This window comes from Rhizobium sp. BK312, from assembly GCF_014193605.1.
In the GTDB taxonomy this organism is placed as follows: Bacteria; Pseudomonadota; Alphaproteobacteria; order Rhizobiales; family Rhizobiaceae; genus Rhizobium.
Genome location: NZ_JACHZP010000006.1, coordinates 252,201 through 275,088 on the forward strand (window position 1 = coordinate 252,201; position 22,888 = coordinate 275,088).

A 22,888-nucleotide genomic window follows, 5' to 3' on the forward strand; every position below is an offset into this window, starting at 1 on the left:
TAGCTTTACTTCTTACGGAACGAGGAACGTCGGCATTTCCGTCGGCGATGGCGAAAAGAAATTAATGCTGGCTGAGTGGCTGCACTTGCTGTGGTTCCGAGTCCGTTGTGATATTGGGTGGGGTTTAAAGCGTGAATTTCCGGTGTGATTTCACCTCCGTTTGTGCTCGATTTTTGCATTATCCTCAAACGAGGAATTTGAGGGGAGCTTGAGGAAAATTCATGCAGGATCGGCACCGCATCTCGCTCAATGCCATCAGGGTGTTTGCGATCGTGGCACGCACGGGAAGTCTGGCGGCCGCTGGCAATGAGCTTGGCGTAACTTCCGGTGCGATAAGCCACCAGCTCAAAAAGCTTGAAGACGAGCTTGGGGTGAGCTTCTTCCGTCGGGGAAACAACACAGTCTCCCTCACCGAAGTGGGGCGACGGTTTTATCAGGAGGTGGGGCCGGCGATCGGGCTCATCGAGCATTCGGCCGAGGCTCTTTATCGCGATGAAAACGAAATCAGCGTCCACGCAACGACATCGCTTGCGCTGCGCTGGCTCATCCCATCGCTGGATCGCTTTCGCGCCCTCTGCCCGCAGGTGCGCGTTCGGGTAGAAACGAGTTCTGCGCGGAGTTTTTCAATCGTGCCGCATTCAGATGTCAGTATCCGTCATTTCAGGATAGGGGAGGCGGCCGAGGGATGGGAATTCCTTGCGCGCGATCTGCGCCGTCCGGTCGTTTCTCCGGGCTTGCAGGCAAAAGACGCCAATCGTCAGGAGATTGCCGTTCCGCGCCTGCCGGCTTTGCAATGCTGTGTGGGCAACTGGGATTGGCAGCTCTGGTGCGAGGCGTTCCATCTCTCGCCGGCAGACCTTTCCTTCGGCCATGCCTTCGACACGGACGATGCCGCGCTTCATGCCTGCGTCGCCGGTCTTGGGGTGCTACTCGCACCGACCATCCTCACGGGCCGGGAAATGAAATCGGGTGCGCTGGTAAACCTGCCGGGCTATGAACCGGTCGAAACCGGCACGTATCGCTATCAGCGCCGTTTGGAATCGAGAGCGGTCCGGCAATTCTGCAACTGGATGGATATCGAGATGCAAAACCTCGAGTAGAGGATTTCCGCTTTAGAGATTGGCGATTCGATCCCGATCCTTCAAATCGCCTCGCCCGCCAGCAGCCGCGGATTGTCCTTCGCGGTCGTGCCCGCGGCCTGGCCGATGAAGAAGGATTTGAGGCTGGGCAGGCGGTCGACGATCCCCAGTCCGAAGTCGCGGGCGATGCGCAGCGGTGTGTTGTCGTTGGAGAAGAGCCGGTTCAGCACGTCGGTCGTCACCCCCATGCGGAAGGTGTCGAAGCGGCGCCAGGTCTGATAGCGCTCGAGAGTGTTGATCGAGCCGATATCGAGGCCGAGGCGGTTGGCCTCGACGATGGTTTCGGCCAATGCCGCCACGTCCTTGAAGCCGAGATTGAGGCCTTGGCCGGAGATCGGGTGGATGCCGTGAGCTGCGTCCCCTGCGAGCGCGAAGCGCGGCGCGACAAAGGCGCGGGCAAGCGTGAGGCCGAGCGGAAAGGCGCGGCGCTCGCCGACGGTGGTGAGTGCGCCGAGCTTGTGGCCGAAGCGGCGTTCCAGCTCCTCCTCGAAGAGGAGATCGTCCGAGGCGACCAGCCGTTCTGCGTCGGGGGTGCGCTCCGTCCAGACGAGCGAGGAGCGGTTGTTTTTCAAGGGCAGGATGGCGAAGGGGCCGGAGGGCAGGAAATGCTCCTCGGCGCAGCCGCCGTGCGGGCGCTCATGCTCGACGGTGACGACAATGCCGGACTGGCCGTAATCCCAATTGACGGTCTTGATACCGGCCATGTCGCGCAGCTTGGAGCGCACGCCGTCGCAGGCGACCAGAAGCCGCGTTTCGAGCGTGCTACCATCCGAAAGGGTGAGGGTGGTCTTGTTGTCGTCGGTGACGAAATCCGTGGCGCTGAGGCCATGCTTGATCGGGATGCCCAAGCGTTCGCAGGCGCCGCGAAGCGCCCCGACCATGGTCAGATTCGAGACCATATGGGCGAAGGGCTGACCCTCGGCCACTTCGCCGTCGAAGGTGAGGAAGACCGGGCGGACGGGATCGCCGGTGCGCGAATCGGTGACGATCATGCGGGTGATCGGTTCGGCCTCAGGCGCGATTTCGTTCCAGACGCCGAGAACATCGAGCATCTTCGAGGCGGCAGCGATGATCGCCGATGCCCGCATATCCTTCTTCCAGGCGGTTTCGGGAGCGGCTTCCACGATCATGACGTCGAGGTGAGGTGCGGCCTGCTTGACTGCGACTGCTGCGGCAAGACCCACATATCCGCCACCCACTACCAGCATGTCCAACATAGCGCTTCCCTGTGTCTTACTGTCACGTACTGCTCTATATAGAGCATCCTGTTGACGGTTCCTACCATGGGAGTTCAAGCAAAATGTCGCGAGAGACCGAGAAGCTCACCCCGATGGAAACCGTACTGGCGACGCTCGATCTCGAAACGATCGAGATGAACTTGTTTCGCGGCAATAGCCCGCAGGTCGGCTGGCAGCGCGTCTTCGGCGGGCAGGTCATCGGCCAGGCGCTGATGGCGGCGCAGAGAACGGTGAATGGCGATCGCTTCGCGCATTCGCTGCATGCCTATTTCATGCTGCCGGGCGATCCTTCGGTGCCGATCCTTTATCAGGTCGACCGCCTGCGCGATGGCTCGAGCTTCAATACGCGGCGCGTGCTGGCCGTTCAGCACGGCAAGGCGATCTTCGCGCTGACCGCGTCTTTCCAAGTCGACGAGCCCGGTTTCGATCATCAGAGCGATATGCCTGATGTGCCGATGCCGGAGGAGCTGATGGACGAGGAGCAGGTGAAACAGCGCTATCTCGCCCACGCGCCGGAGAACGTGCGCCGCTACTGGGAGCGCAAGCGGGCGATCGAAATCAGGCCGGTGTCGATCGAGAGCTATTTCTCCCGCGCGCAGCCGAGCCAGCGGCAGAATATCTGGGTTCGGGTGACGGGACCGGTGCCGGATGACCGGCTCTACCAGAATGCGGTGCTCGCCTATCTCTCCGACATGACGCTGCTCGATGTTTCCCTGAACGCGCATGGGACATCGGTCTTGGACCCGACCGTCCAGGTGGCGAGCCTCGACCACGCCATGTGGTTCCATCGACCGTTCAAGCTCGATGACTGGCTGCTCTACAGCCAGGAGAGCCCGAGCGCCTCCGGCGCCCGCGGATTTACGCGCGGCAGCCTGTTTACGCGATCCGGTATCCTGATTGCGTCGGTAGCGCAGGAAGGCCTGATTCGTAAAAAGGCAAATGATTAAATAAAGTGCAATTTTATAAAATTGCACTTTATTTGTGCTGCTCTTTTGGCAAGAAATGCCGCTTTATTGGTTCTGCGCAATAAATCTGTTTTATTTCAATACGTTATAAATGTGTCACGAATCTGGCACGCCCTTTGAATGTGTATGGCCAGTCGCTGCAGAACACTCGTCGGCGGCAAGGAGAGTCGGCTCCGCGCCGAGGCTAACAAAGGATGGGAAACCAGATGAAAATTGTGATGGCCATTATCAAGCCGTTCAAGCTCGATGAGGTCCGTGAGGCCCTCACGGCTGTCGGCATCCAGGGCCTGACTGTGACCGAAGTGAAGGGCTACGGGCGCCAGAAGGGGCATACCGAGATCTATCGCGGCACCGAATATGCCGTGAGCTTCCTGCCAAAGCTGAAGATCGAAGTCGCAGTCGCATCCGAAACCGTCGACAAGGCCGTCGAGGCCATCGCATCGGCCGCCAAGACCGGCCAGATCGGCGACGGCAAGATCTTTGTCTATTCCATTGACCATGCCGTGCGCATCCGTACGGGCGAAACCGATTCAGAAGCGCTGTAAGACACGGCGGACCAGGGAGTTATTTGCATGTCATTTTCCAAGCTTTCCTCTGCCCTGACACGGGTGGGCGCGCTTTCTGCGGCCTTGCTTGCGCCGGCGATCGCCTTTGCGCAGGAGGCCGCCCCGGCTGCTGCGGCTGCGACCGCCGCCGCTCCGGTTCCGGACAAGGGCGACACCGCCTTCATGTTCATCTCCACCATTCTCGTGCTCTTCATGCTCGTTCCGGGCCTTGCGCTGTTCTATGGCGGTCTTGTCCGCGCCAAAAACATGCTCTCGGTCCTGATGCAGTGCACGATGATCGGCGCCGTCGTGATGATCATCTGGGTTCTCTACGGCTACTCCTTCGCCTTCGGCGGCGGCACCAGCCCCTATTGGGGCGGCACGGCCAAGATGTTCCTCTCGGGCGTTTCGACCTCGACGACGGCTGCAACCTTCTCCAAGGGCGTCGTCATTCCTGAGTTCATCTTCATGCTGTTCCAGATGACCTTCGCCGCGATCACGCCGGCCCTGATCATCGGTGCCTTCGCCGAGCGCATCAAGTTCGGCGCGGCCGTGCTCTTCTGCGCGCTGTGGGCGACCTTCGTCTACTTCCCGATCGCTCACATGGTCTGGGATTCCAACGGCATGCTCTTCAAGATGGGCGCGCTCGACTTCGCAGGCGGCACCGTCGTTCACATCAATGCCGGTATCGCGGGCATCGTCGGCGCCATTCTCGTCGGCAAGCGCGTCGGCTTTGGCAAGGACATGATGGCTCCGCATTCCATGACGCTGACCATGGTCGGCGCATCCATGCTCTGGGTCGGCTGGTTCGGCTTCAATGCCGGCTCGAACCTTGAAGCATCCGGCGGCGCAATGCTCGCAACCGTCAACACCTTCATCGCAACCGCAGCCGCCATCATCTCCTGGTCGCTGGTCGAAACCTTCACCCGCGGCAAGGCCTCCATGCTCGGCGGCGCTTCGGGCATGGTTGCCGGCCTCGTCGCCATCACGCCTGCAGCCGGCATCGCCGGTCCGATGGGCGCGATCGTCATGGGCCTTATCGTCTCTCCGCTCTGCTACTTCTTCGTCTCGGTCGTGAAGAACAAGTTCGGCTATGACGACACGGCTGACGTCTTCGGCGTGCACTGCATCGGTGGCATCTTCGGCGCCATCGCAACCGGCATCTTCGCCAGCGCCTCGCTCGGCGGCGTCGGCTATGCCGAAGGCGTCACGATGAGCAGCCAGGTCGTCGTCCAGCTGACCGCCGTCGTCACGACCATCCTGTGGTGCGGCATCGGCTCGGCGATCCTCTACAAGGTCGTCGATGTCATCATCGGTCTGCGCGTCGCTCCGGAAGCCGAGCGCGAAGGTCTCGACCTCGCCTCGCACGGCGAAGCCGCCTACCACAATTCCTGATCGGAGCTTGCGAGACCGGAGCAAAGTTTCCGGTCTCGCTGAACATCCCGTCGCGTCCTGTTTCATCGTAAATAGGCCGCTCTTGGCCCGGACCTCGGTTCGGGCCCTTTTCTTTGGTGCAATCACATCCACTGGCGAAAGCCCTGTAATCTCCCGGCTCGGCATGCATGGTTAACATGCCATTAACCCTCCTCTGATTAGGTATGGCTAACCTGCCGGCGAGTGGGCATAGACCGATTCGCTTGCGCTTTGGACTGGAACGGGGCTTGATATCATGGGCAGAAGCAATTCGGCGGCGTTGAGCGGTCGCCCCGACCGTTTATCGCTTTCGAGCGTGGTTTGGCGTCAGATCAAGGGGCTTTCGGGCTTTGGAATATTGTTCCTGCTGGCGCTCGCCGTTGCGGCGCTGGCGACCTGGAACGTCATGGACCCCAGCTATTCCTACGCAACTGCCAATGCGCCGACCAACCTGCTCGGCTTTCCCGGCGCCGCCTTTGCCGACGTCATGATGCAGTCGCTCGGCCTCACCTCGCTTCTGGCGATGCTGCCCGTCGTCGCCTGGGCCTTTGCGCTGATCACCAACCGCAAGCTTCATCGGGTACCCTCGCGCCTCGGCGCCTGGTTCGGCGGCTGCATCGTCGCGGCCGGCTCGATCGCCTGCTTTCCCGCCCCGCCGACCTGGCCGATCCCCAACGGCATCGGCGGTGTCGTCGGTGATCTTCTGCTGCGCCTACCGGCCCTTTTCATCGGCACCTATCCGAGCGGTGTCGTCGCCATCATCATCGGTTCGGTTCTCGCCGTCCCGGCCATTTGGCTCATGCTCTTTGCCTCCGGCGCCATCGGCGAAAATCTCGTGGAAGACGAGGAGGATGAGGACGATTACGAGGAAACCCGCAGCCGCGCCCGTCGGGTGGGCGACGTGGACGAGGATGACGACCGCGGCAGCTTCCTTGGCAATTTCATGGCCTTCGGCGCCGTCATGCATGCCTGGTACAACACGCAGGCCCGCTTGCGCCGGCTGTTCGGCATGGGTCCGCGCAAGCGCCGCGACCATGCCTTCGACGCGCCTTACGATTTCAATGATGACGAATTCGGCACGCTGAACGAGCCCGTGCGCGCCAAGGCGCCGATGGTGCGCGGTGACCGTCTCGATCCGTCCATGGATGGCCCCGCCGCCCGGCGCGTCGTTTCCGCGCCCTCGATCAGCCTCGGCGATGACGAGGATGAGGACGAGGATTCCCTTTATGATCGCGATCCGCGGCGTCCTGTCGATATTCTGCCTGACGATGAGGATGAAGATTGGCCTTTAGCCCCGGCTGCATCGAAGGGAGCTGCCGCCGGCCATCGCGTCATCCCAGCCGCTCCGCGCCCGAAGCCTGGAGCGCGGGCTGAGCGGGAGGCGCAGACTTCCTTCATTCGTCCCTATGGTTTCCAGCTTCCCGCAGTCCATCTGCTTGCCGAGCCGAAGGCCGTCGCCCGCGATGCAACGCTCTCGGCTGACGCGCTGGAGCAGAATGCGCGCATGCTCGAAGGCGTGCTGGAGGATTTCGGCGTCAAAGGCGAGATCATCCACGTCCGCCCCGGTCCGGTCGTCACGCTCTATGAGCTGGAGCCAGCGCCAGGCATCAAGTCGTCCCGCGTCATCGGCCTTGCTGATGATATCGCCCGTTCGATGAGCGCAATCGCTGCCCGCGTCGCCGTCGTTCCTGGCCGCAATGCGATCGGCATCGAGCTGCCAAACTCGACGCGCGAGACGGTCTATCTGCGCGAGCTCATAGCCAGCCGGGATTTCGAGACCTCCAAGGCAAAGCTTGCGATGTCGCTCGGTAAGACGATCGGCGGCGAGCCCGTGATTGCCGACCTCGCCAAGATGCCGCATCTGCTCGTGGCAGGTACGACCGGCTCGGGTAAATCTGTTGCGATCAATACCATGATCCTGTCGCTGCTCTACCGCATGACGCCCGAGCAATGCCGCCTGATCATGATCGATCCGAAGATGCTCGAACTCTCCGTCTATGACGGCATTCCGCACCTCTTGTCGCCTGTCGTCACCGACCCGAAGAAGGCCGTGGTTGCGCTCAAATGGACCGTCCGCGAGATGGAAGAGCGCTACAAGAAGATGTCGAAGATCGGCGTGCGCAACATCGACGGCTTCAACAGCCGCGTCGAGCAGGCCGTCGCCAAGGGCGAGGCGATCAGCCGGACCGTGCAGACCGGCTTCGACCGCCAGACCGGCGAGGCGATCTATGAGACGGAAGAATTCGACCTGAAGCCCATGCCCTATATCGTCGTCATCATCGACGAAATGGCTGACCTGATGATGGTCGCCGGCAAGGATATCGAAGGCGCGGTGCAGCGTCTGGCGCAGATGGCACGTGCGGCTGGCATCCATGTCATTATGGCAACGCAGCGCCCGTCTGTGGATGTCATTACCGGCACGATTAAGGCGAACTTCCCGACCCGCATCTCCTTCCAGGTCACGTCGAAGATCGACAGCCGCACTATCCTCGGCGAGCAGGGGGCCGAACAACTCCTCGGCATGGGCGACATGCTCTATATGGCCGGCGGCGGGCGCATCCAGCGCGTCCACGGACCCTTTGTCTCAGATGGCGAGGTGGAGGATATCGTCGCCTATCTGAAGACACAGGGCGCGCCGCAATATCTCGATGCCATTACCGCTGATGACGACGAGGACGATGACGGCCACGGCCCGGTCGGCACCTCCAATCTTTCCGATTCGGAGGATCCCTATGATCAGGCGGTTGCGATCGTGCTGCGTGACGGCAAGGCCTCGACCTCCTATATCCAGCGCCGTCTCGGCATCGGCTACAATCGTGCGGCGTCGCTGATCGAGCGCATGGAGCAGGAGGGACTGATCGGCCCGGCCAACCATGCCGGCAAACGCGAAATTCTCGTCCCGACTGAAGCCGATATCCTGGATCGCTGAGGCAACCCACCTTTCCGTGTGGCATATCCCGTCTACGTTCAGAGAAATTTGATCGCAGCCCTTACCGGCCCTGGGCCGTTGCGCCATGAAGACGCCGATTTTGCGCGCCATGGACGAAGCATGAAGGAGAATTCGATGACAAAGTTTGATGCGCAGCCGTCCAGCCGACTTTCCCTGACCCGCCGGCATTTCCTCGGCGCTGTGGTTGCTGTCGGCGCGGCAGGCGCTCTGCCGGTTTCGGCTTTCGCGCAGGCCCAAGCACAGACGCAGCCGGCGGCCGCTACCCTCAATCCCAACATCGCTCAGGCCATCGCCGATCATTTTTCGTCCATCAAGTCGATGAAGGGCGGCTTCCTGCAGATCGGCCCGCGCGGCGATCAGATGAGCGGCGCCTTCTTCATCCAGCGGCCCGGCAAGATGCGCTTCAACTACGATCCGCCGTCGCGCATGCGCGTAATTTGCGACGGGAACAACGTGCAGGTCATCAACGACCAGACGCAGACGAGGAACATGTATCAGCTGTCGAAGACGCCGCTGAGCCTGCTGCTGGCCAACAAGATCGACCTTTCCGCAGATATGGTGCGCAACGTCGATTCGCAGCCGGATCTCACCAAGATCACGCTCGGCAACCGAACTGTCTTCGGCGATTCCACCATCACGATGATCTTCGATTCGAAGTCCTATGACCTGCGCCAATGGACCGTCATCGATCCGCAGGGCAAGACGACCGATGTGATCATCAACAACGTAAAGACGAACGTCGCCTTCGACGACAGCGTTTTCCGCATCGATTACACGCGCTGAGCGTCGTCTCCGTCCGAGCCGCAGTAAGCGGCGAATGGCGCTTTTCTTTCCGCCACAGCCGGTCTAAAGCCTTAGGCTGACCGGAGGGACCAGCGATTCATCGAATCGCAGAGTCGATCCGGTTGTCTGTTTTGACGCAATTCCGGACGGAAAACCGCTGCGCACTTTTCCTCGAATTGCTTTAGGGAAAAGGTTCGGGCATGGGATTTTCGATTGCGACCTGGAATATCAATTCAGTGCGGCTACGCATGCCCATTGTCGAGCAGTTCGTCATGCAGGCCCGGCCGGATATTCTCTGCCTGCAGGAAACCAAGGTTCCGAACGAGCTTTTTCCTCATGCGCCGCTCCGCGCGCTTGGCTATGAGCACATCATCATTCATGGCCAGAAGGGCTATCATGGCGTCGCCATCGCTTCGCGTTTCCCGCTGACCGAGGACCACCGCCAGGATTATTGCAATGTCGGCGACAGCAGGCACATCTCGGCCATCTTCGAGCGCGGTGGCCGCCGCATTCGCCTGCATAATTTCTATGTGCCGGCCGGCGGCGACGAACCGGATCGCACGATCAATCCGAAATTCGGCCACAAGCTCGATTTCATCGAGGAGATGAAGAAGCTGCATGCCAATGCCGAGCAGAACACCTCCGCGATCCTCGTCGGCGATCTCAATATCGCTCCGCTCGAGCACGATGTCTGGTCGCACAAGCAGCTCCTGAAGATCGTCAGCCATACGCCTGTGGAGACCGAAGGGCTGCTCGAGGTGATGAAGCGCGGTGCCTGGCTCGACCTGATGCGCCAGCAGGTGCCGGAAAACGAAAAGCTCTATACGTGGTGGAGCTATCGCGCCAAGGATTGGGAGGCCGCCGACCGTGGCCGCCGTCTCGACCATATCTGGTCATCCTCCGATCTCGGCCCGCATCTGCAGAGAATCGAGATTCTGAAAGCGGCGCGGGGCTGGGATCGTCCGTCCGACCACGTGCCGGTCGTGGCGCATTTCAATCTCTGAAGCGGGATTGAGTATTATTAGGAAAACCGGCCGAGCATTGCGGCCGCTTGCCTGGCAAGTGCGGCGAAGTTTTCGCGGATGCGGTTCTGGATCAGCAGGCCGGCGTCTGGATATTCTTCGATCAACCGGTGAAAGAGGGCGCGGGTGATGCGGATCACGTCGGATTCTTCGGCGGCAACAGCCGTATATTTCCGTTCCACCAAGGTCACCATCGCCAGCTCCGAAAGCATGGTGCCGGCCTGGACTATCGCTTCCACCTGTATCTGGCCGTTAGCATCGATGGTGCTGAGTTCGAAACTGCCGCGCGTGATGACATAGGCGCATTCGGCGGGCGACTTTTCCCGGAACAGCGTCTGGCCTTCGTTCACGTGGCGGCGATCGGCACCGAAGGCGATCAGCCGCAGCGGCTCATCGCCCATGCCATGAAACAGCGGCAGTTGCGACAGCAGTCGGATATCGTCGTTCAGCGCCATCGATTGCCTATGGAATGATCTTGTAGCCGCCGTTTTCCGTGACCAGGATTTCGGCGTTGGAGGGATCGCGCTCGATCTTCTGGCGAAGGCGGTAGACATGGGTTTCGAGCGTGTGGGTGGTCACGCCGGAATTATAGCCCCAGACTTCCTCCAGCAGGATATCGCGGGTGACGACCTTCTGGTCGGCGCGATAGAGATAGCGGATGATCGCGGCTTCCTTTTCCGTGAGGCGGATCTTCTGTCCGTCTTCGGTGGTCAACAGTTTCTGGCTCGGTTTGAAGAGATAACGTCCGACAGTAAAGGTCGCATCCTCGCTCTGTTCGTGCTGGCGCAATTGCGCGCGGATGCGGGCGAGGAGGACGGCAAAGCGGAAAGGCTTCGTCACATAATCGTTGGCGCCGGCTTCAAGGCCGAGGATGGTGTCGGAATCCGTGTCGTGCCCCGTCAGCATGATGATCGGCGGCTTGAAGCCGCTCTTGCGCAGCAGCTTTACGGCTTCGCGGCCGTCCATATCGGGCAGGCCGACATCCATGATGAGGAGATCGACGGGCACGGTGCGCGCGGTCTGCACGCCTTTTCCGGCAGTCGCCTCCTGCAGGACGTTGAATTCCTCGTAAAGCGATAATTGCTCGACCAACATCTCACGCAGGTCGTTGTCATCATCCACCAGGAGAATGGTGCGTGCCGTCATGCCGTTCGGGTCCTTGTTCTCATTCGTCCTAAGTCCTACGCCAAATTGCACTTTTGGCAAGTCGCGAGGCGGCTCAGGCTTGGTCGTTTGGTTGAAACTGCTATGATTTCAAAAGAAATCACACGCAAAGCAAAAACATGTGAGGGAAATGCAAAAGATAAGGGCGGAGGCGGGACGGACCGCATCGACGATCGTCGTGCGGCCTGCGCCGGGTAAGAAAATGCGGGCATTGGTGCAAGTGGGGGGCATCACGGTGCCGGCGGCAATCGGCCGGTCCGGGCGCAGCATCTTGAAGCGGGAGGGCGACGGCGCGACGCCGATTGCGGGCATGAAGCTGCTCTATGGCTTCACGCGCGGCGATCGGGTCCGCTTCCTGCGGACGGCTCTGCCGATGCGGCATATCCGGAAGGATATGCTCTGGTGCGATCAACCCGACGATGCCAATTACAACAGGCCGGTGAAGGCGCCCTTCAAGTCGAGCCACGAGGAATTGCAGCGGGAGGATGGCCTTTACGATATCTGTTTGGTGCTCGACTGGAATGTGCGCTCGCGCCGGCGCAACCGCGGCTCGGCGATCTTCTTCCACCTGATCAGGCCGGGATATGAGCCGACGGCCGGATGTGTTGCGGTGAGCCTGCGCGACATGAGGCGCATCCTGCCATTACTGCGAAGAGGTACGACCGTCCGGGTTGTCTGAAAGGTCGCCCGGGGTTAACATCCCGATATTCTCCACTATATGGGATTTCGACCGGTGCGCCTTTGCGGACCAGACCGCCCCTTTTCTTTTAGAATTTAAATCACGCCTTCACTCCACCCGCTTCTCATCCTTTGGAGACTTATCGTGACCACGCAACCGACAATCACGTTCAATGACGGCAATTCCATTCCGCAGGTCGGCCTCGGCGTCTGGCAGACGCCGGAAAACGTCGCGCCGATGGCCGTCAGCACGGCTTTGAAAGCCGGCTACCGCCATATCGATACCGCAGCCATCTATGCCAACGAAGACGGCGTCGGCGAAGGCGTGCGCCAGTCGGGCGTTGCCCGCAAGGACATCTATCTCACAACCAAGCTCTGGAATGAGGCACAGGGCTTCGATTCCACGCTGAAGGCCTTCGACGAAAGCCTGAAACGGCTTGGCACCGACTATATCGACCTCTACCTCATCCACTGGCCGTCGCCGCATCGCAACCGCTATCTCGACACCTGGAAGGCTTTCGTCCGTCTCAAGGAAGAAGGCCGCGCCCATTCGATCGGCGTCTCCAATTTTGCCGCCGCGCATCTCGAACGTATCATCGGCGAGACCGGCGCGACGCCCGTGCTGAACCAGATCGAGCTGCATCCCACCTTCCAGCAGAAGGAGCTGCGTGCCGTTCACGACAAACTCGGCATCAAGACCGAATCTTGGAGCCCGCTCGGCCAGGGCAAGCTTCTGACCAACGCCGTGATCGGCAAGGTCGCCGCCAAGCATGGCCGCACGCCGGCACAGATCATCATTCGCTGGCACATTGACAACGGCCTGATCGTCATCCCGAAATCGGTGACGCCGAGCCGCATCGAAGAAAACCTCAACGTTTTCGATTTCAAGCTCGACGGTGACGATCTAGCTGACATGGCCAAGCTCGATTCGGCTGGCGGTCGCATCGGTCCGGATCCGCTGACCGCGAGCTTTTGATCGCAGGTTGCCATCAGTTTATGCAAAGAGGCCCGGAGTGAAGGCTCCGAGCCTCTTTTGTCATCCTGTCGTCCTGAGTGCCGTCAGACCTGAACCCAGGCCGGTGCCACAGTCGGTCCTTTGCCGAGAAAGAAGCCGAAGTGGATGTTCATCTCGCCGATCGGCTCGATGAAACGGGCATTGCTGAGCGGACCAGCGTTGACCGGCTCGAAGCCGATGGATTTGACGAGGTCGGATACGGCATGTTTTGCCTTCTCGTCGTCTCCGGCAATGAAGACCTGCAGCGCCTTGCCGTTACGTCCCTCGGCGGGCAGCAACGGTGCGAAAATCGTGTTGAAAGCCTTCACCACTGTGGCCTCGGGCGCTAGCGCCTGAATTTCTTCGGCCGCCGAGCTCGAGTGCCCGACGACGAGGCCGCTGAAATCTGCGGTAACGGGATTGCTGATATCGATCAGCACCTTGCCCTTGAGATTTCCGGCTTCCTTCAACGTTTCCGCGATAGCGCCATAAGGCAGCGCCAGTATGACGATATCTGCAAGCTTGACGACGGCGGCAACCCCGCCCGCTTCGATGCCAGCGCCCAGTTCGGCGGCAAACGCTACTGCCTTTGCGGGATCGCGATGGCCGATGATCACGTCAGACCCTGCTCCGGTCAGCAGACGCGCCAGTCCTGCCCCCATATTTCCGACACCAATGATAGCGATTTTCATATTTATCAGCTCCTTGTTGTGGCTGACAAACATATAAAATTATCGCCATATCCGGATAAATGGTCTAGATAACTCGATACTTGAAACGGGTTGTTTCTAATGGATCGCTTCTCCGGCATGAACGTTTTCGTCAAGGCAGTTGAGCTCGGCTCCTTCAGTGCCGCGGCAGAGGCATTGAACATGTCGCCGCAGCTCGTCGGCAAACATGTGCAATTTCTCGAACAGCATCTTGGTGTTCGGCTTTTGAACCGGACCACGCGTCGTCAGCACCTGACGGAAGTCGGCAGCCAGTTTTACGAGCGCTCGCGCAATATTCTGGCAGAAGTCGAGGCTGCGGAGGCGCTGGCGGCGGAAACTCGCGCCGTGCCGCGCGGGAAGCTGAGGGTCAACGCCCCCGTCACCTTCGGTATCCATGCGCTCGCGCCAACGCTTCCCAAATATCTGGGAGCGCATCCGGAGGTTTCGATCGATCTGTCGCTAACGAACCGCATGGTGGATCTGATCGATGAGGGCTACGACGCAGTCTTTCGCGTCGGTGAGCTCGCTGACAGCGGGTTGATCGCCCGTCGTCTCAGTCCCTATCGTCTGGTGATCTGTGCTGCGCCGAGCTATCTGCGCGCCCGCGGCACCCCCTCCACGCCAGATGATCTTCGAAATCATGAGTGCCTGATCTTCTCGCATACGATGCTCAGGACTCATTGGGATTTTGAAGGACCGGAGGGGAATGTGAGCGTTCCGATCTCCGGCCGGCTGATGATCGACAATGGTGAGGCGCTGCTGAAAGCCGCGTTGGCAGGGCTCGGCATTATCCTGCAGTCGTCCGAACTCATCCAATCGAGCTTGGAAACGGGAGCGCTGGTGCCGCTTTTGCCCGGATATAGCGTGCCGACGCGCCCGCTGCATGTTCTCTACGCGCCGGATCGCCGCATCACGCCGAAGCTCCGTAGCTTTCTCGACTTCGTTTCGGCGGAATTCGGCGACCACGGACCGGTGTGACCGGATGGCGGGATTATCCTCCGCCATCCTCTCGGCTCATTCTCACGAGACCTCTTGCGCAAGGGCATCACGCCTTGAACGCGCCATGCCGGCGATGGCGATGGCCAGCGTCGCGACGATGAGCAGGGCGCCGACTGCGAAGGTGATCTGCATGCCTGTTGCAATGGCTTCCGGGCGTGCCGTGATAATATCGCTCGTTCCTGACCCCAGCGTGAAGATCGCACCCATGACGGCTGTGCCTGTGATAAGGCCGAGATTTCGCGACAGGCTCAACATACCGGAAATCACGCCACGTTGCTCCGCCTTTATGTCCTTCATGATGGTGGTGTTGTTGGACGCCTGAAAGAGCGCATAGTTTGCGGACACGATAATCAGCGGACCGATGTAGCCCGCGGCTCCGAACCTGCCTTGCAACATCACTATCAGGAAGAGGCCGGCAATCATGCCGACAAGACCCGTCATGGTCACGCGCTGGGCGCCGAAGCGATCGGCGATGCGGCCGGCCGGCACGCCCGTCAGGGCCGACACCAGCGGGCCGGAGGACATGATGGCGCCGACATGGGCTGCATCGAAGCCAAGGCTGCGGGAGAGATAGAAGGGGCCGACCACCAGCGTCGCCATAATGACGGTGGAAACGAGGGTGCTCATGGCAAGACCTGCGCTTAGCGATGCATCACGGAACATCGAAAGGCGGAACAACGGCGATTCCACTTTCGTTTCGGTGACCGCAAAGAGAACGATGCCGAAAGCTGCCGCTAACAGCAGGCCGATATTCAGCGCACCGAAGCTGCCGTGCCCAAGGGTCATGGCCAGCGCATAGGCAGCGAGTGTCAGGGACAACAGCAGGGTGCCGATCGTATCCAGTCGGCCCTTGCTCGCCTTCCGGTCCCGACGATCCCTCGGCAGGAAGCGGGCGGCGAGTAGAAAATTTGCGATCCCGAGCGGCACGTTGATGAGGAAAATGGTCTCCAAGCCGAAGCTGGCGATCACGATGCCACCGAGCGATGGGCCGAGCGTGGTGCCGATCGCGGACATGGTGCCGAGCAGGCCCATGGCGCCGCCTGTCCGCTCTTTCGGCACGGTTTCGCCGACCATCGCCACGGTCAGCGCCATCATCATGGCGGCACCGAGACCCTGCAGACCTCTAGCGGCGAGCAATAGCCAGAGGGTCGGTGCGACGCCGCAGAAGAGCGAGGCGAGTGTGAAGAGGCTTATGCCGATCAGCAGCAAGCGCCGCCGGCCGAAAATGTCGCCTAACTTTCCGACGCTGACGATCAGCGTGGTGATGGCGAGCAAATACGCAAGCACGATCCATTGCACCTGCTGGAAGGAGGCATCGAATGCCTGGGCAAGCGTCGGCAGAGCGATATTGGCAATGCTGGTGCCGAGCGAGGGCATCAGCATGGAGAGCGAGAGGCTGGCGAGCGCCCAGCGAGTCGAGGATGCTGATTTTGTGTGGCCGGCTTTGCCCGGATCTTCGATGATTGGCTGCAACACAAGCTCCATTTCTAGCGACCTAATAAAACTTCCGGCAGAAAGGTAGCTCTCGACGCGATATGGCGGAACGCGCAGCATTTGCACTTCATTCGTGCGTTAGACGCTATATTTTACGCAAACCGTGCTATGCTCGCGCCATGTCCACGCCCGATCTCAACCTCCTCATCACTCTCAATGTCCTGCTTGCCGAAGGCAGTGTCGCGCGCGCCGCCCGGCGATTGCGGCTCAGCCCATCCGCCATGAGCCGACAGCTTGCGCGTCTGCGTGAGACGACAGGGGATCCGCTGCTGGTTCGGGCGGGGCGGGGGCTCGTGCCGACGCCGCGGGCGCTGGAGCTGCGCGACCGTGTCGGTCAGCTTGTGCAGGAGGCGGAAGCGGCCTTGCGGCCCGCCGAAAGCTTGGATCTGAAGCAGCTTGCTCGAATTTTCACGCTGCGCACCCGCGAAGGTTTCGTGGAGAATTTCGGCGCCGAACTGATCGCGCGCATTGCCGAGCAGGCGCCTGGCGTTCGGCTCTACTTCATACAGAAGCTGGACAAGGACAGCACGCCTTTGCGCGATGGGACGATCGACTTCGAAACCGGTGTTGTCGGTGACGATACCGGTCCGGAGCTCAGGACGCAGGCGCTGTTCCGCGATCGCTTCATCGGCGTGGTCCGAAGCGGACATCCGTTGAGTGAAGGAGAGCTGACCCCGGAACGTTACGCGGCCGGGCAACATCTTCTGGTATCGCGGCGCGGCCTTCAGAAAGGGCAGATCGACGAGGCGTTGGAAGAGTTGGGCCTGAAGCGAAAGATCGCAACGATTGTCGGCAGCTTTTCGGCTGCGCTGGCCTTGGCGCGCGCCTCCGACCTGATCGTCAGTGTGCCGGAGCGCTATACCGGCAATCTACGCGTCGGCATGCATAGTTTTGCGTTGCCGTTGCCGACATCGGGCGTCATGATCTCGCTGCTCTGGCATCCGCGCATGGATGCGGATCCGGCGCACCGCTGGCTGAGGGGCTGCATTCACGACGTCTGCGCCGGATCGCGTTCGGGGCGATCAGCTGGATTCGAAGTCGGCTAAGTAATTGCGCAGCAGCCGGTCAAGAGCTTTTTGTTCGCCTTCAGAAAGGGTGGAGATCAGGCGTTTCTGCGTTTCGACATGTGCCGTCACCGCCGCATCGATAAGCTCGAAACCTTTTGGCGTCAGGGATATCAGGAAGCTGCGGCCATCATCCGGGTTCTGGCTGCGAGCGACGAGACCGGCCCTCTCCAGCTGATCGATACGATTGGTCATCGTGCCCGACGAGACCATCATCGTTTCCATCAGGTCGCTGGGCGAGAGCGTATAGGGCTCGCCCGAGCGGCGCAGGGTCGCCAGCATGTCGAAGTTCGCCGCGTTCAGGCCGAAGCGGCCGAAGGTCTTCTCCATCTCGCGCGAGAGATGGAGCGCGAGATTGCGCAGGCGCCCGAAAAGGCCCATCGCCGTGGTGTTGAGGTCCGGCCGTTCACGGCGCCACTGGGCGAGAATTTTATCGATGCGATCCATAACGAGATCTCGCCATGAATTTATCTTGACGTCAAGGTATTTCAGATTATCTTGAGGTCAAGATAAATTTGAGGCCAAGGCCATGAACCGCAATTTCGACCTGTTGCTCACCGCCATCGCGCCGGCGATCTGGGGCAGCACCTATTTGGTAACGACGCAGCTTTTGCCGGCCGGTTATCCATTGACTGTCGCCATGCTGCGCGCACTGCCCGCCGGCCTGCTGCTGCTCCTCATCGTGCGGCGGCTGCCGCATGGGGTCTGGTGGCTGAAGTCGCTGGTGCTCGGGGCGCTGAATTTCTCTGTCTTCTGGTGGCTGCTGTTCATTTCGGCCTATCGGCTCCCCGGTGGCGTGGCCGCGACGGTCGGTGCCGTCCAGCCGCTGATCGTCATTGTGCTGGCGCGCTTGCTGCTGGGATCACCGATCCGTAGCCTTTCAATTGTTGCGGCGCTTGCCGGCATCGGTGGTGTCGCGCTCCTGATCCTGACGCCGAATGCGACGCTCGACCCGATCGGCATTATTGCCGGCATCGGCGGTGCTTTTTCCATGGCGGCCGGAACCGTGCTCAGCCGCCGCTGGCGGCCGGATGTCTCGCCGCTGACCTTTACGGCATGGCAGCTGACGGCCGGCGGCGTGCTGTTGCTGCCGGTGGCCCTGCTGCTTGAGCCGCCGCTGCCGCATCTGACCGGCGCCAACGTTCTCGGCTTCGCCTATCTCGGGCTGATCGGCGCAGCACTCACCTATATTCTCTGGTTTCGGGGTTTGTCGCGGCTCGAGCCTTCGATGGTCTCGCCGCTCGGCTTCCTCAGCCCAACCATGGCCGTGATCCTGGGATGGGCGGTGCTCGGCCAGCAGCTGAGCCCGATGCAGATGTTCGGCATTGTTGTCGTGCTTGGCAGCGTCTGGCTCAGCCAGCGCGCGCAGCAGGCTCCGACGGCAGGAAATCCCATGCTCGGCGGGAGACAAGCCGTCACATCGAAGCAATAGAGCAGCCGGCGAATTTCCCCCCGGTAAACAAAAAGGGCGGCCATCAGGCCGCCCTTCGTCATTCATGCCTTCAGGCCGATTACTTCCACTCGCGGATATCGACGAAGTGGCCGGCGATCGCGGCAGCCGCGGCCATGGCCGGCGAGACCAGATGCGTGCGACCCTTGAAGCCCTGGCGGCCTTCGAAGTTGCGGTTCGAGGTCGAAGCGCAACGTTCGCCCGGCTTCAGGCGGTCGTCGTTCATGGCGAGGCACATGGAACAGCCAGGCTCGCGCCAGTCGAAGCCGGCAGCCTTGAAGATCTTGTCGAGACCTTCGGCCTCAGCCTGCTCCTTCACTAGGCCGGAGCCCGGAACGATCATGGCGTTGACCGTGGAAGCCACCGTCTTGCCTTCGACGACCTTGGCGACTGCGCGCAGGTCTTCGATGCGGCCGTTGGTGCAGGAGCCAATGAAGACGCGATCGACATTGATCTCGGTTATCGGCGTGCCCGGCTTCAGGCCCATATAGTCGAGCGCACGCCACTTGGAGGTACGCTTGGTCTCGTCCTGGATTTCGTCCGGGTTCGGGACGATACCCTGAACGGAGATGACGTCTTCCGGGGAGGAGCCCCAGGAGACGATCGGCGGCAGGCTTGCGGCATCGAGCTTGACGATGCGGTCGTAATGCGCGCCTTCGTCCGACTGCAGCGTCTTCCAGTAGGCGATCGCCTGTTCCAGCGCCTCGCCCTTCGGCGCGCGCGGCTTGCCCTTGATATATTCGAAGGTGATCTCATCCGGAGCGATCAGGCCGGCGCGGGCGCCGCCTTCGATCGACATGTTGCAGATGGTCATGCGGCCTTCCATCGACAGCGAGCGAATGGCTTCGCCGGCATATTCGATGACGTAGCCGGTGCCGCCGGCAGTGCCGATCTCGCCGATGATGGCGAGGATGATGTCCTTGGCGGTGACGCCCGGCGGCAGCTGGCCGTCGACCTGCACCAGCATGTTCTTGGCCTTCTTCTGGATCAGCGTCTGCGTGGCGAGCACATGCTCGACCTCGGAGGTGCCGATACCATGGGCGAGAGAGCCGAAGGCACCGTGGGTCGAGGTGTGGCTATCACCGCAGACGATGGTCATGCCGGGCAGGGTGAAGCCCTGCTCGGGGCCGATGATGTGAACGATGCCCTGGCGCTTGTCGTTTTCGGAGTAGTATTCCACGCCGAATTCGGCGGCGTTCTTGGCGAGCTGCTCGACCTGAATGCGGCTTTCCTCGTTCTTGATGCCGAGGTGGCGGTCGGGTGAAGTCGGCACGTTGTGGTCGACGACGGCAAGCGTCTTCTGCGGCGCGTGAACCTTGCGGCCGGTCATGCGCAGGCCTTCGAAGGCCTGCGGCGACGTCACTTCGTGAACGAGATGACGGTCGATATAGAGAAGACAGGTGCCGTCTTCTTGGGCGTCAACCAAGTGGTCATCCCAGATTTTGTCGTACAGTGTGCGTGGAGCGCTCATGGCTACAAATCCATATTGGCATTGTCGAAAGGGGATTGACGGATCAGGACCGCCGGCCTCGGGTGTGATCAGCGAAGTCGGCTGTTGAGCGCGCCCGAAATCATCGCAAAGAAGCGTGCCGGCAGGCGCTTATGGTCCTGCAGCACGAAAGCCGTGACGTAACGTCCGTCTTTGCTCATGATCTTACTCATGGCGTTGCTCATATCAATTTTCCGAAGTCTCGGCAATGGTGACGATGGGGTTGCATCGGTACGGTCGGCTTTGGCATCATACCTGCGCGCCCGGCGGCTGGCCCGCGGCCAGGCGGGGGAAGGCGGAGCGATCGCTGCCGGAGCGGCGGCGCATCCAGGCTTCGAGCTGCCTGAGCAGCAGCGACAGACCGATCGTCAAAAGCAGGTAGATGAAGGCGAGGATCGACAGGGTTTCGAAGTAGCGGAAATTGGCCGAATAGTAGAGCTTGGCGAGCTGGCTGATATCGGCAACCCCGAGTACGGAGACCAGCGAACTGTCCTTCACCATGGCGATGAAATCATTCGACAGCGGCGGCAGGATGACGCGGATCGCCTGGGGAAAGACGACGAGGCGAAAGCGCTGGAAGCGGGTGAGGCCGAGCGCCTTTGCCGCTTCGATCTGGCCCTGGTCCACCGCCTGGATGCCGGCGCGGAAGATTTCGGCGATGAAGGACGAATAGGCGATGGTCAGCGCGATGATCGTGCGCCAAACGAAGGGCACGTCGCGGGTGACGAGCGGGCTTGCCCAGCCGGCGGAGATCAATGGCGAGACGACGACGTTATAGACGGCGACGAAGGCCGGCGTGCCGACGAATGCGATGTAGGAAAGCAGCACCAGTATCGGAATGCCACGCACGATCTCGATATAGAAGCGCGCGACCTGTCGCAGCACGAGGAAATCCGACAGGCCGAGTAGCGCCAGCCCGAGGCCGAGCAGCACAGCCAGCGTAAAAGCCACCAGCGTCACGAAGACCGTGACGCCGATGCCATTCAGCAGAAGAGAGAAAATCTGGGCATAGAGGCCGTTCGCCGCAATTGCGAATGAGGCGACGATGCCGAGGATAGCGAGGGCGACCAGCCACCAGGGAAAGTCTTCCTTGTCGCGGTGCCCGCCCGGGCCTGCCAAAGGCGTCATCAGAGCGGGCTTCCAATATATCGATCTTCAGAATTCATTGGCCCATCTTGTAGTCGAGGAACCACTTCTTGTTCAGCGCGTCGAGCGTGCCGTCGGCCTTGAGGCTGGCGATGGCGGCATTGATCGGGGCGACGAGATCGGAACCCTTCTGGAAGATGAAGCCGAAATCCTCGGTGCCGAGCGGGCCGCCGACGAGCTTCAGGCCGCCATTGGAGGCATCGACATAGCCCTTGCCGGCCGTGCCGTCGGTCAGCACCGTATCGACGTCACCGGTTTTCAGTGCCTGTACGGTGGCGCCGAAGGTTTCGAAGGTCTTGATGCGTGGGTTCTGCTCGTTGCCATCGAGCACCGAATAGACGGCGGTGTAGAAGGGTGTCGTGCCCGGCTGCGCGCCAATCAGGCCGTCCTTGAAGGCGGCGAAGCTCTTGGCGTCTGTAAAGCGCTTCTCGTCTCCGCGCACGAGCATAAATTGCTCGGAGCGCATGTAGGGGTCGGAAAAATCGACCTTCTGCTTGCGGTCGTCCTTGATGGTGATGCCGGTCATGCCGATGTTGTACTGGCCTTCCGAGACGGCCTGGATCATCGCGTCCCAGCTGGTGTTCTGGTACTCGACCTTGAAGTTCAGGCGCTTGGCGATCTCGTTCATCGCGTCATATTCCCAGCCGATCGCCTTGTTCGTCTTCGGATCGATGAACTGCAGCGGCGGATAGGCATTCTCGGTAACGACGACAACGGTCTTGCCGTTGAGGTTCGGAAGGTCGGCCGCGAAGGCAGCGAAAGGTGCAAGCACGAAGGCGCCAAGGCCCAGAAGGAACGAACGACGGAATGCCATGGAAATCTCCCCGATTAGCGTGGCGGAAAACTGTCACATTTGGAAAGCGGATGGCAAGATTATTGCCAACGTAGCAATCATAAAAAAGGAAAAGCAGCTCTAAAACATGAGGCGGCCGAAGAAATTTCCGGTTGCCGCGTCACATTGCGACAGATAGCAAAAAGGCGACCCAAGGGCCGCCTTCAAGCTTTGCGATCCGTATGGATCGAAACTTATTCTGCTGCCGGCTCGGCTGCTGCGGCTGCAGCAGCTTCTGCCGCTGCCTTTGCTTCTGCGGCTTCGGCTGCGGCCTTTTCAGCTGCGAGCGCCTGAGCGGCTGCAACCTTCTCGGCTTCGATGCGTGCCTTCTCGTCGGCCAGGGCCTGGCGCTCGGCATCGTTGAGCTTGCGGGCGCGGGTGCCGGTGTTTTCAACGATACGGGCAGCCTTACCGCGCAGGTCGCGCAGGTAGTAGAGCTTGGCGCGACGGACCTTACCGCGGCGAACGACTTCGACGCTTTCGATCATCGGCGAGTAAACCGGGAATACGCGCTCGACGCCTTCGCCGTAGGAGATCTTGCGAACCGTGAAGTTTTCCTGCAGGCCGCCGCCGGAGCGAGCGATGCAAACGCCTTCATAGGCCTGAACGCGGGTACGGTTGCCTTCCGTGACCTTCACGTTGACGCGAACGGTGTCGCCAGCGGAAAATGCGGGAAGGGTGCGCTTGGCTTCGATCTTGGCAGCCTGTTCGGCTTCCAACTGCTGAATGATGTTCATAGTATCAACCTCGTTGTTGCTTCAACAGCCAGAGCGCTCATCATTCTATCTTTGGTCGGACCGTTAGATCACGCCT

The 22,888-nt window shown here is 60.7% G+C and carries 23 protein-coding genes; 12 read left to right on the top strand and 11 right to left on the bottom strand.

Going from position 1 to position 22,888, the window contains the following annotated elements; translation table 11 throughout:
• Positions 1-221: 221 nt before the first annotated feature.
• The gene (locus FHT85_RS18710) at positions 222-1,100 is read left to right on the top strand and encodes a LysR substrate-binding domain-containing protein (RefSeq protein WP_112412918.1); all 879 of its coding nucleotides are present in this window, start codon (positions 222-224) and stop codon (positions 1,098-1,100) included.
• 41 nt (positions 1,101-1,141) lie between these two features.
• Here the strand turns inward: FHT85_RS18710 and FHT85_RS18715 are convergent, their stop codons facing one another.
• A complete protein-coding gene (locus tag FHT85_RS18715) occupies positions 1,142-2,356 on the bottom strand; it encodes a ubiquinone biosynthesis hydroxylase (protein ID WP_246780025.1) in 1,215 nt (404 codons plus the stop codon).
• Positions 2,357-2,439: 83 nt separating this feature from the next.
• Between FHT85_RS18715 and tesB the strand changes: the two genes are divergently transcribed.
• From tesB to FHT85_RS18745, 6 genes are all read left to right on the top strand, one after another.
• The gene (gene tesB / locus FHT85_RS18720; protein ID WP_112412916.1) at positions 2,440-3,324 is read left to right on the top strand and encodes an acyl-CoA thioesterase II; all 885 of its coding nucleotides are present in this window, start codon (positions 2,440-2,442) and stop codon (positions 3,322-3,324) included.
• A gap of 212 nt (positions 3,325-3,536) precedes the next feature.
• Complete coding sequence (locus FHT85_RS18725; protein ID WP_015341499.1) at positions 3,537-3,887, top strand: P-II family nitrogen regulator; 351 nt, start codon at positions 3,537-3,539, stop codon at positions 3,885-3,887.
• A gap of 27 nt (positions 3,888-3,914) precedes the next feature.
• A complete protein-coding gene (locus FHT85_RS18730) occupies positions 3,915-5,282 on the top strand; it encodes an ammonium transporter (RefSeq protein ID WP_112399502.1) in 1,368 nt (455 codons plus the stop codon).
• 274 nt (positions 5,283-5,556) lie between these two features.
• The gene (locus tag FHT85_RS18735) at positions 5,557-8,229 is read left to right on the top strand and encodes an FtsK/SpoIIIE family DNA translocase (RefSeq protein ID WP_112412915.1); all 2,673 of its coding nucleotides are present in this window, start codon (positions 5,557-5,559) and stop codon (positions 8,227-8,229) included.
• Positions 8,230-8,364: 135 nt separating this feature from the next.
• Entirely contained in the window at positions 8,365-9,033 is a 669-nt protein-coding gene (locus FHT85_RS18740) for an outer-membrane lipoprotein carrier protein LolA (protein ID WP_112412986.1), read from the top strand.
• 200 nt (positions 9,034-9,233) lie between these two features.
• Positions 9,234-10,037: an exodeoxyribonuclease III gene (locus tag FHT85_RS18745; protein ID WP_112336296.1), complete on the top strand. Its 804-nt coding sequence runs from the start codon at positions 9,234-9,236 to the stop codon at positions 10,035-10,037.
• 17 nt (positions 10,038-10,054) lie between these two features.
• Here the strand turns inward: FHT85_RS18745 and FHT85_RS18750 are convergent, their stop codons facing one another.
• Both FHT85_RS18750 and FHT85_RS18755 read right to left on the bottom strand, forming a co-directional pair.
• A complete protein-coding gene (locus FHT85_RS18750) occupies positions 10,055-10,510 on the bottom strand; it encodes a cyclic nucleotide-binding domain-containing protein (protein ID WP_015341494.1) in 456 nt (151 codons plus the stop codon).
• 7 nt (positions 10,511-10,517) lie between these two features.
• Entirely contained in the window at positions 10,518-11,201 is a 684-nt protein-coding gene (locus FHT85_RS18755; RefSeq protein WP_112399498.1) for a response regulator transcription factor, read from the bottom strand.
• Between the two features lie 148 nt (positions 11,202-11,349).
• On the opposite strand from FHT85_RS18755, the gene FHT85_RS18760 reads away from it, so the two are divergent.
• A complete protein-coding gene (locus FHT85_RS18760) occupies positions 11,350-11,898 on the top strand; it encodes a L,D-transpeptidase (RefSeq protein ID WP_112412914.1) in 549 nt (182 codons plus the stop codon).
• Positions 11,899-12,042: 144 nt separating this feature from the next.
• Positions 12,043-12,873, top strand: coding sequence for an aldo/keto reductase (locus FHT85_RS18765; RefSeq protein WP_112412913.1), 831 nt, complete (start codon positions 12,043-12,045; stop codon positions 12,871-12,873).
• An 83-nt stretch (positions 12,874-12,956) separates the two neighbouring features.
• Here FHT85_RS18765 and FHT85_RS18770 read toward each other — a convergent pair whose 3' ends face one another.
• Entirely contained in the window at positions 12,957-13,616 is a 660-nt protein-coding gene (locus FHT85_RS18770) for an NADPH-dependent F420 reductase (protein ID WP_112412912.1), read from the bottom strand.
• Between the two features lie 66 nt (positions 13,617-13,682).
• Between FHT85_RS18770 and FHT85_RS18775 the strand changes: the two genes are divergently transcribed.
• Positions 13,683-14,579 carry a LysR family transcriptional regulator gene (locus FHT85_RS18775; protein ID WP_112412911.1) on the top strand — a complete coding sequence of 299 codons (897 nt, stop codon included), beginning with the start codon at positions 13,683-13,685 and terminating at the stop codon, positions 14,577-14,579.
• Positions 14,580-14,621: 42 nt separating this feature from the next.
• Here FHT85_RS18775 and FHT85_RS18780 read toward each other — a convergent pair whose 3' ends face one another.
• On the bottom strand, positions 14,622-16,073 hold the full coding sequence (locus tag FHT85_RS18780; RefSeq protein WP_409527338.1) for an MFS transporter: 1,452 nt from the start codon (positions 16,071-16,073) through the stop codon (positions 14,622-14,624).
• A gap of 140 nt (positions 16,074-16,213) precedes the next feature.
• Here FHT85_RS18780 and FHT85_RS18785 point away from each other — a divergent pair, with 140 nt between their 5' ends.
• A complete protein-coding gene (locus FHT85_RS18785) occupies positions 16,214-17,140 on the top strand; it encodes a LysR family transcriptional regulator (protein WP_112412909.1) in 927 nt (308 codons plus the stop codon).
• Here the strand turns inward: FHT85_RS18785 and FHT85_RS18790 are convergent.
• Positions 17,117-17,605 carry a MarR family winged helix-turn-helix transcriptional regulator gene (locus FHT85_RS18790; protein ID WP_112336304.1) on the bottom strand — a complete coding sequence of 163 codons (489 nt, stop codon included), beginning with the start codon at positions 17,603-17,605 and terminating at the stop codon, positions 17,117-17,119. The genes FHT85_RS18785 and FHT85_RS18790 overlap by 24 nt on opposite strands.
• Before the next feature lie 82 nt (positions 17,606-17,687).
• Between FHT85_RS18790 and FHT85_RS18795 the strand changes: the two genes are divergently transcribed.
• Complete coding sequence (locus FHT85_RS18795) at positions 17,688-18,590, top strand: EamA family transporter (RefSeq protein ID WP_112412908.1); 903 nt, start codon at positions 17,688-17,690, stop codon at positions 18,588-18,590.
• A 79-nt stretch (positions 18,591-18,669) separates the two neighbouring features.
• Here the strand turns inward: FHT85_RS18795 and leuC are convergent, their stop codons facing one another.
• The 5 genes from leuC to rplS all read right to left on the bottom strand — a co-directional run bounded on the left by leuC (position 18,670) and on the right by rplS (position 22,812).
• Positions 18,670-20,079, bottom strand: a complete 1,410-nt coding sequence (gene leuC / locus FHT85_RS18800; protein ID WP_112336307.1) for a 3-isopropylmalate dehydratase large subunit — start codon at positions 20,077-20,079, stop codon at positions 18,670-18,672.
• Positions 20,080-20,147: 68 nt separating this feature from the next.
• A complete protein-coding gene (locus FHT85_RS30840) occupies positions 20,148-20,282 on the bottom strand; it encodes a hypothetical protein (RefSeq protein WP_015341484.1) in 135 nt (44 codons plus the stop codon).
• A 64-nt stretch (positions 20,283-20,346) separates the two neighbouring features.
• Positions 20,347-21,225, bottom strand: a complete 879-nt coding sequence (locus FHT85_RS18805) for an amino acid ABC transporter permease (RefSeq protein ID WP_112412907.1) — start codon at positions 21,223-21,225, stop codon at positions 20,347-20,349.
• Positions 21,226-21,259: 34 nt separating this feature from the next.
• Positions 21,260-22,057, bottom strand: a complete 798-nt coding sequence (locus tag FHT85_RS18810; protein ID WP_112412906.1) for a basic amino acid ABC transporter substrate-binding protein — start codon at positions 22,055-22,057, stop codon at positions 21,260-21,262.
• Positions 22,058-22,269: 212 nt separating this feature from the next.
• Positions 22,270-22,812: a 50S ribosomal protein L19 gene (gene rplS / locus FHT85_RS18815; RefSeq protein WP_112399487.1), complete on the bottom strand. Its 543-nt coding sequence runs from the start codon at positions 22,810-22,812 to the stop codon at positions 22,270-22,272.
• Between the last annotated feature and the right edge of the window lie 76 nt (positions 22,813-22,888).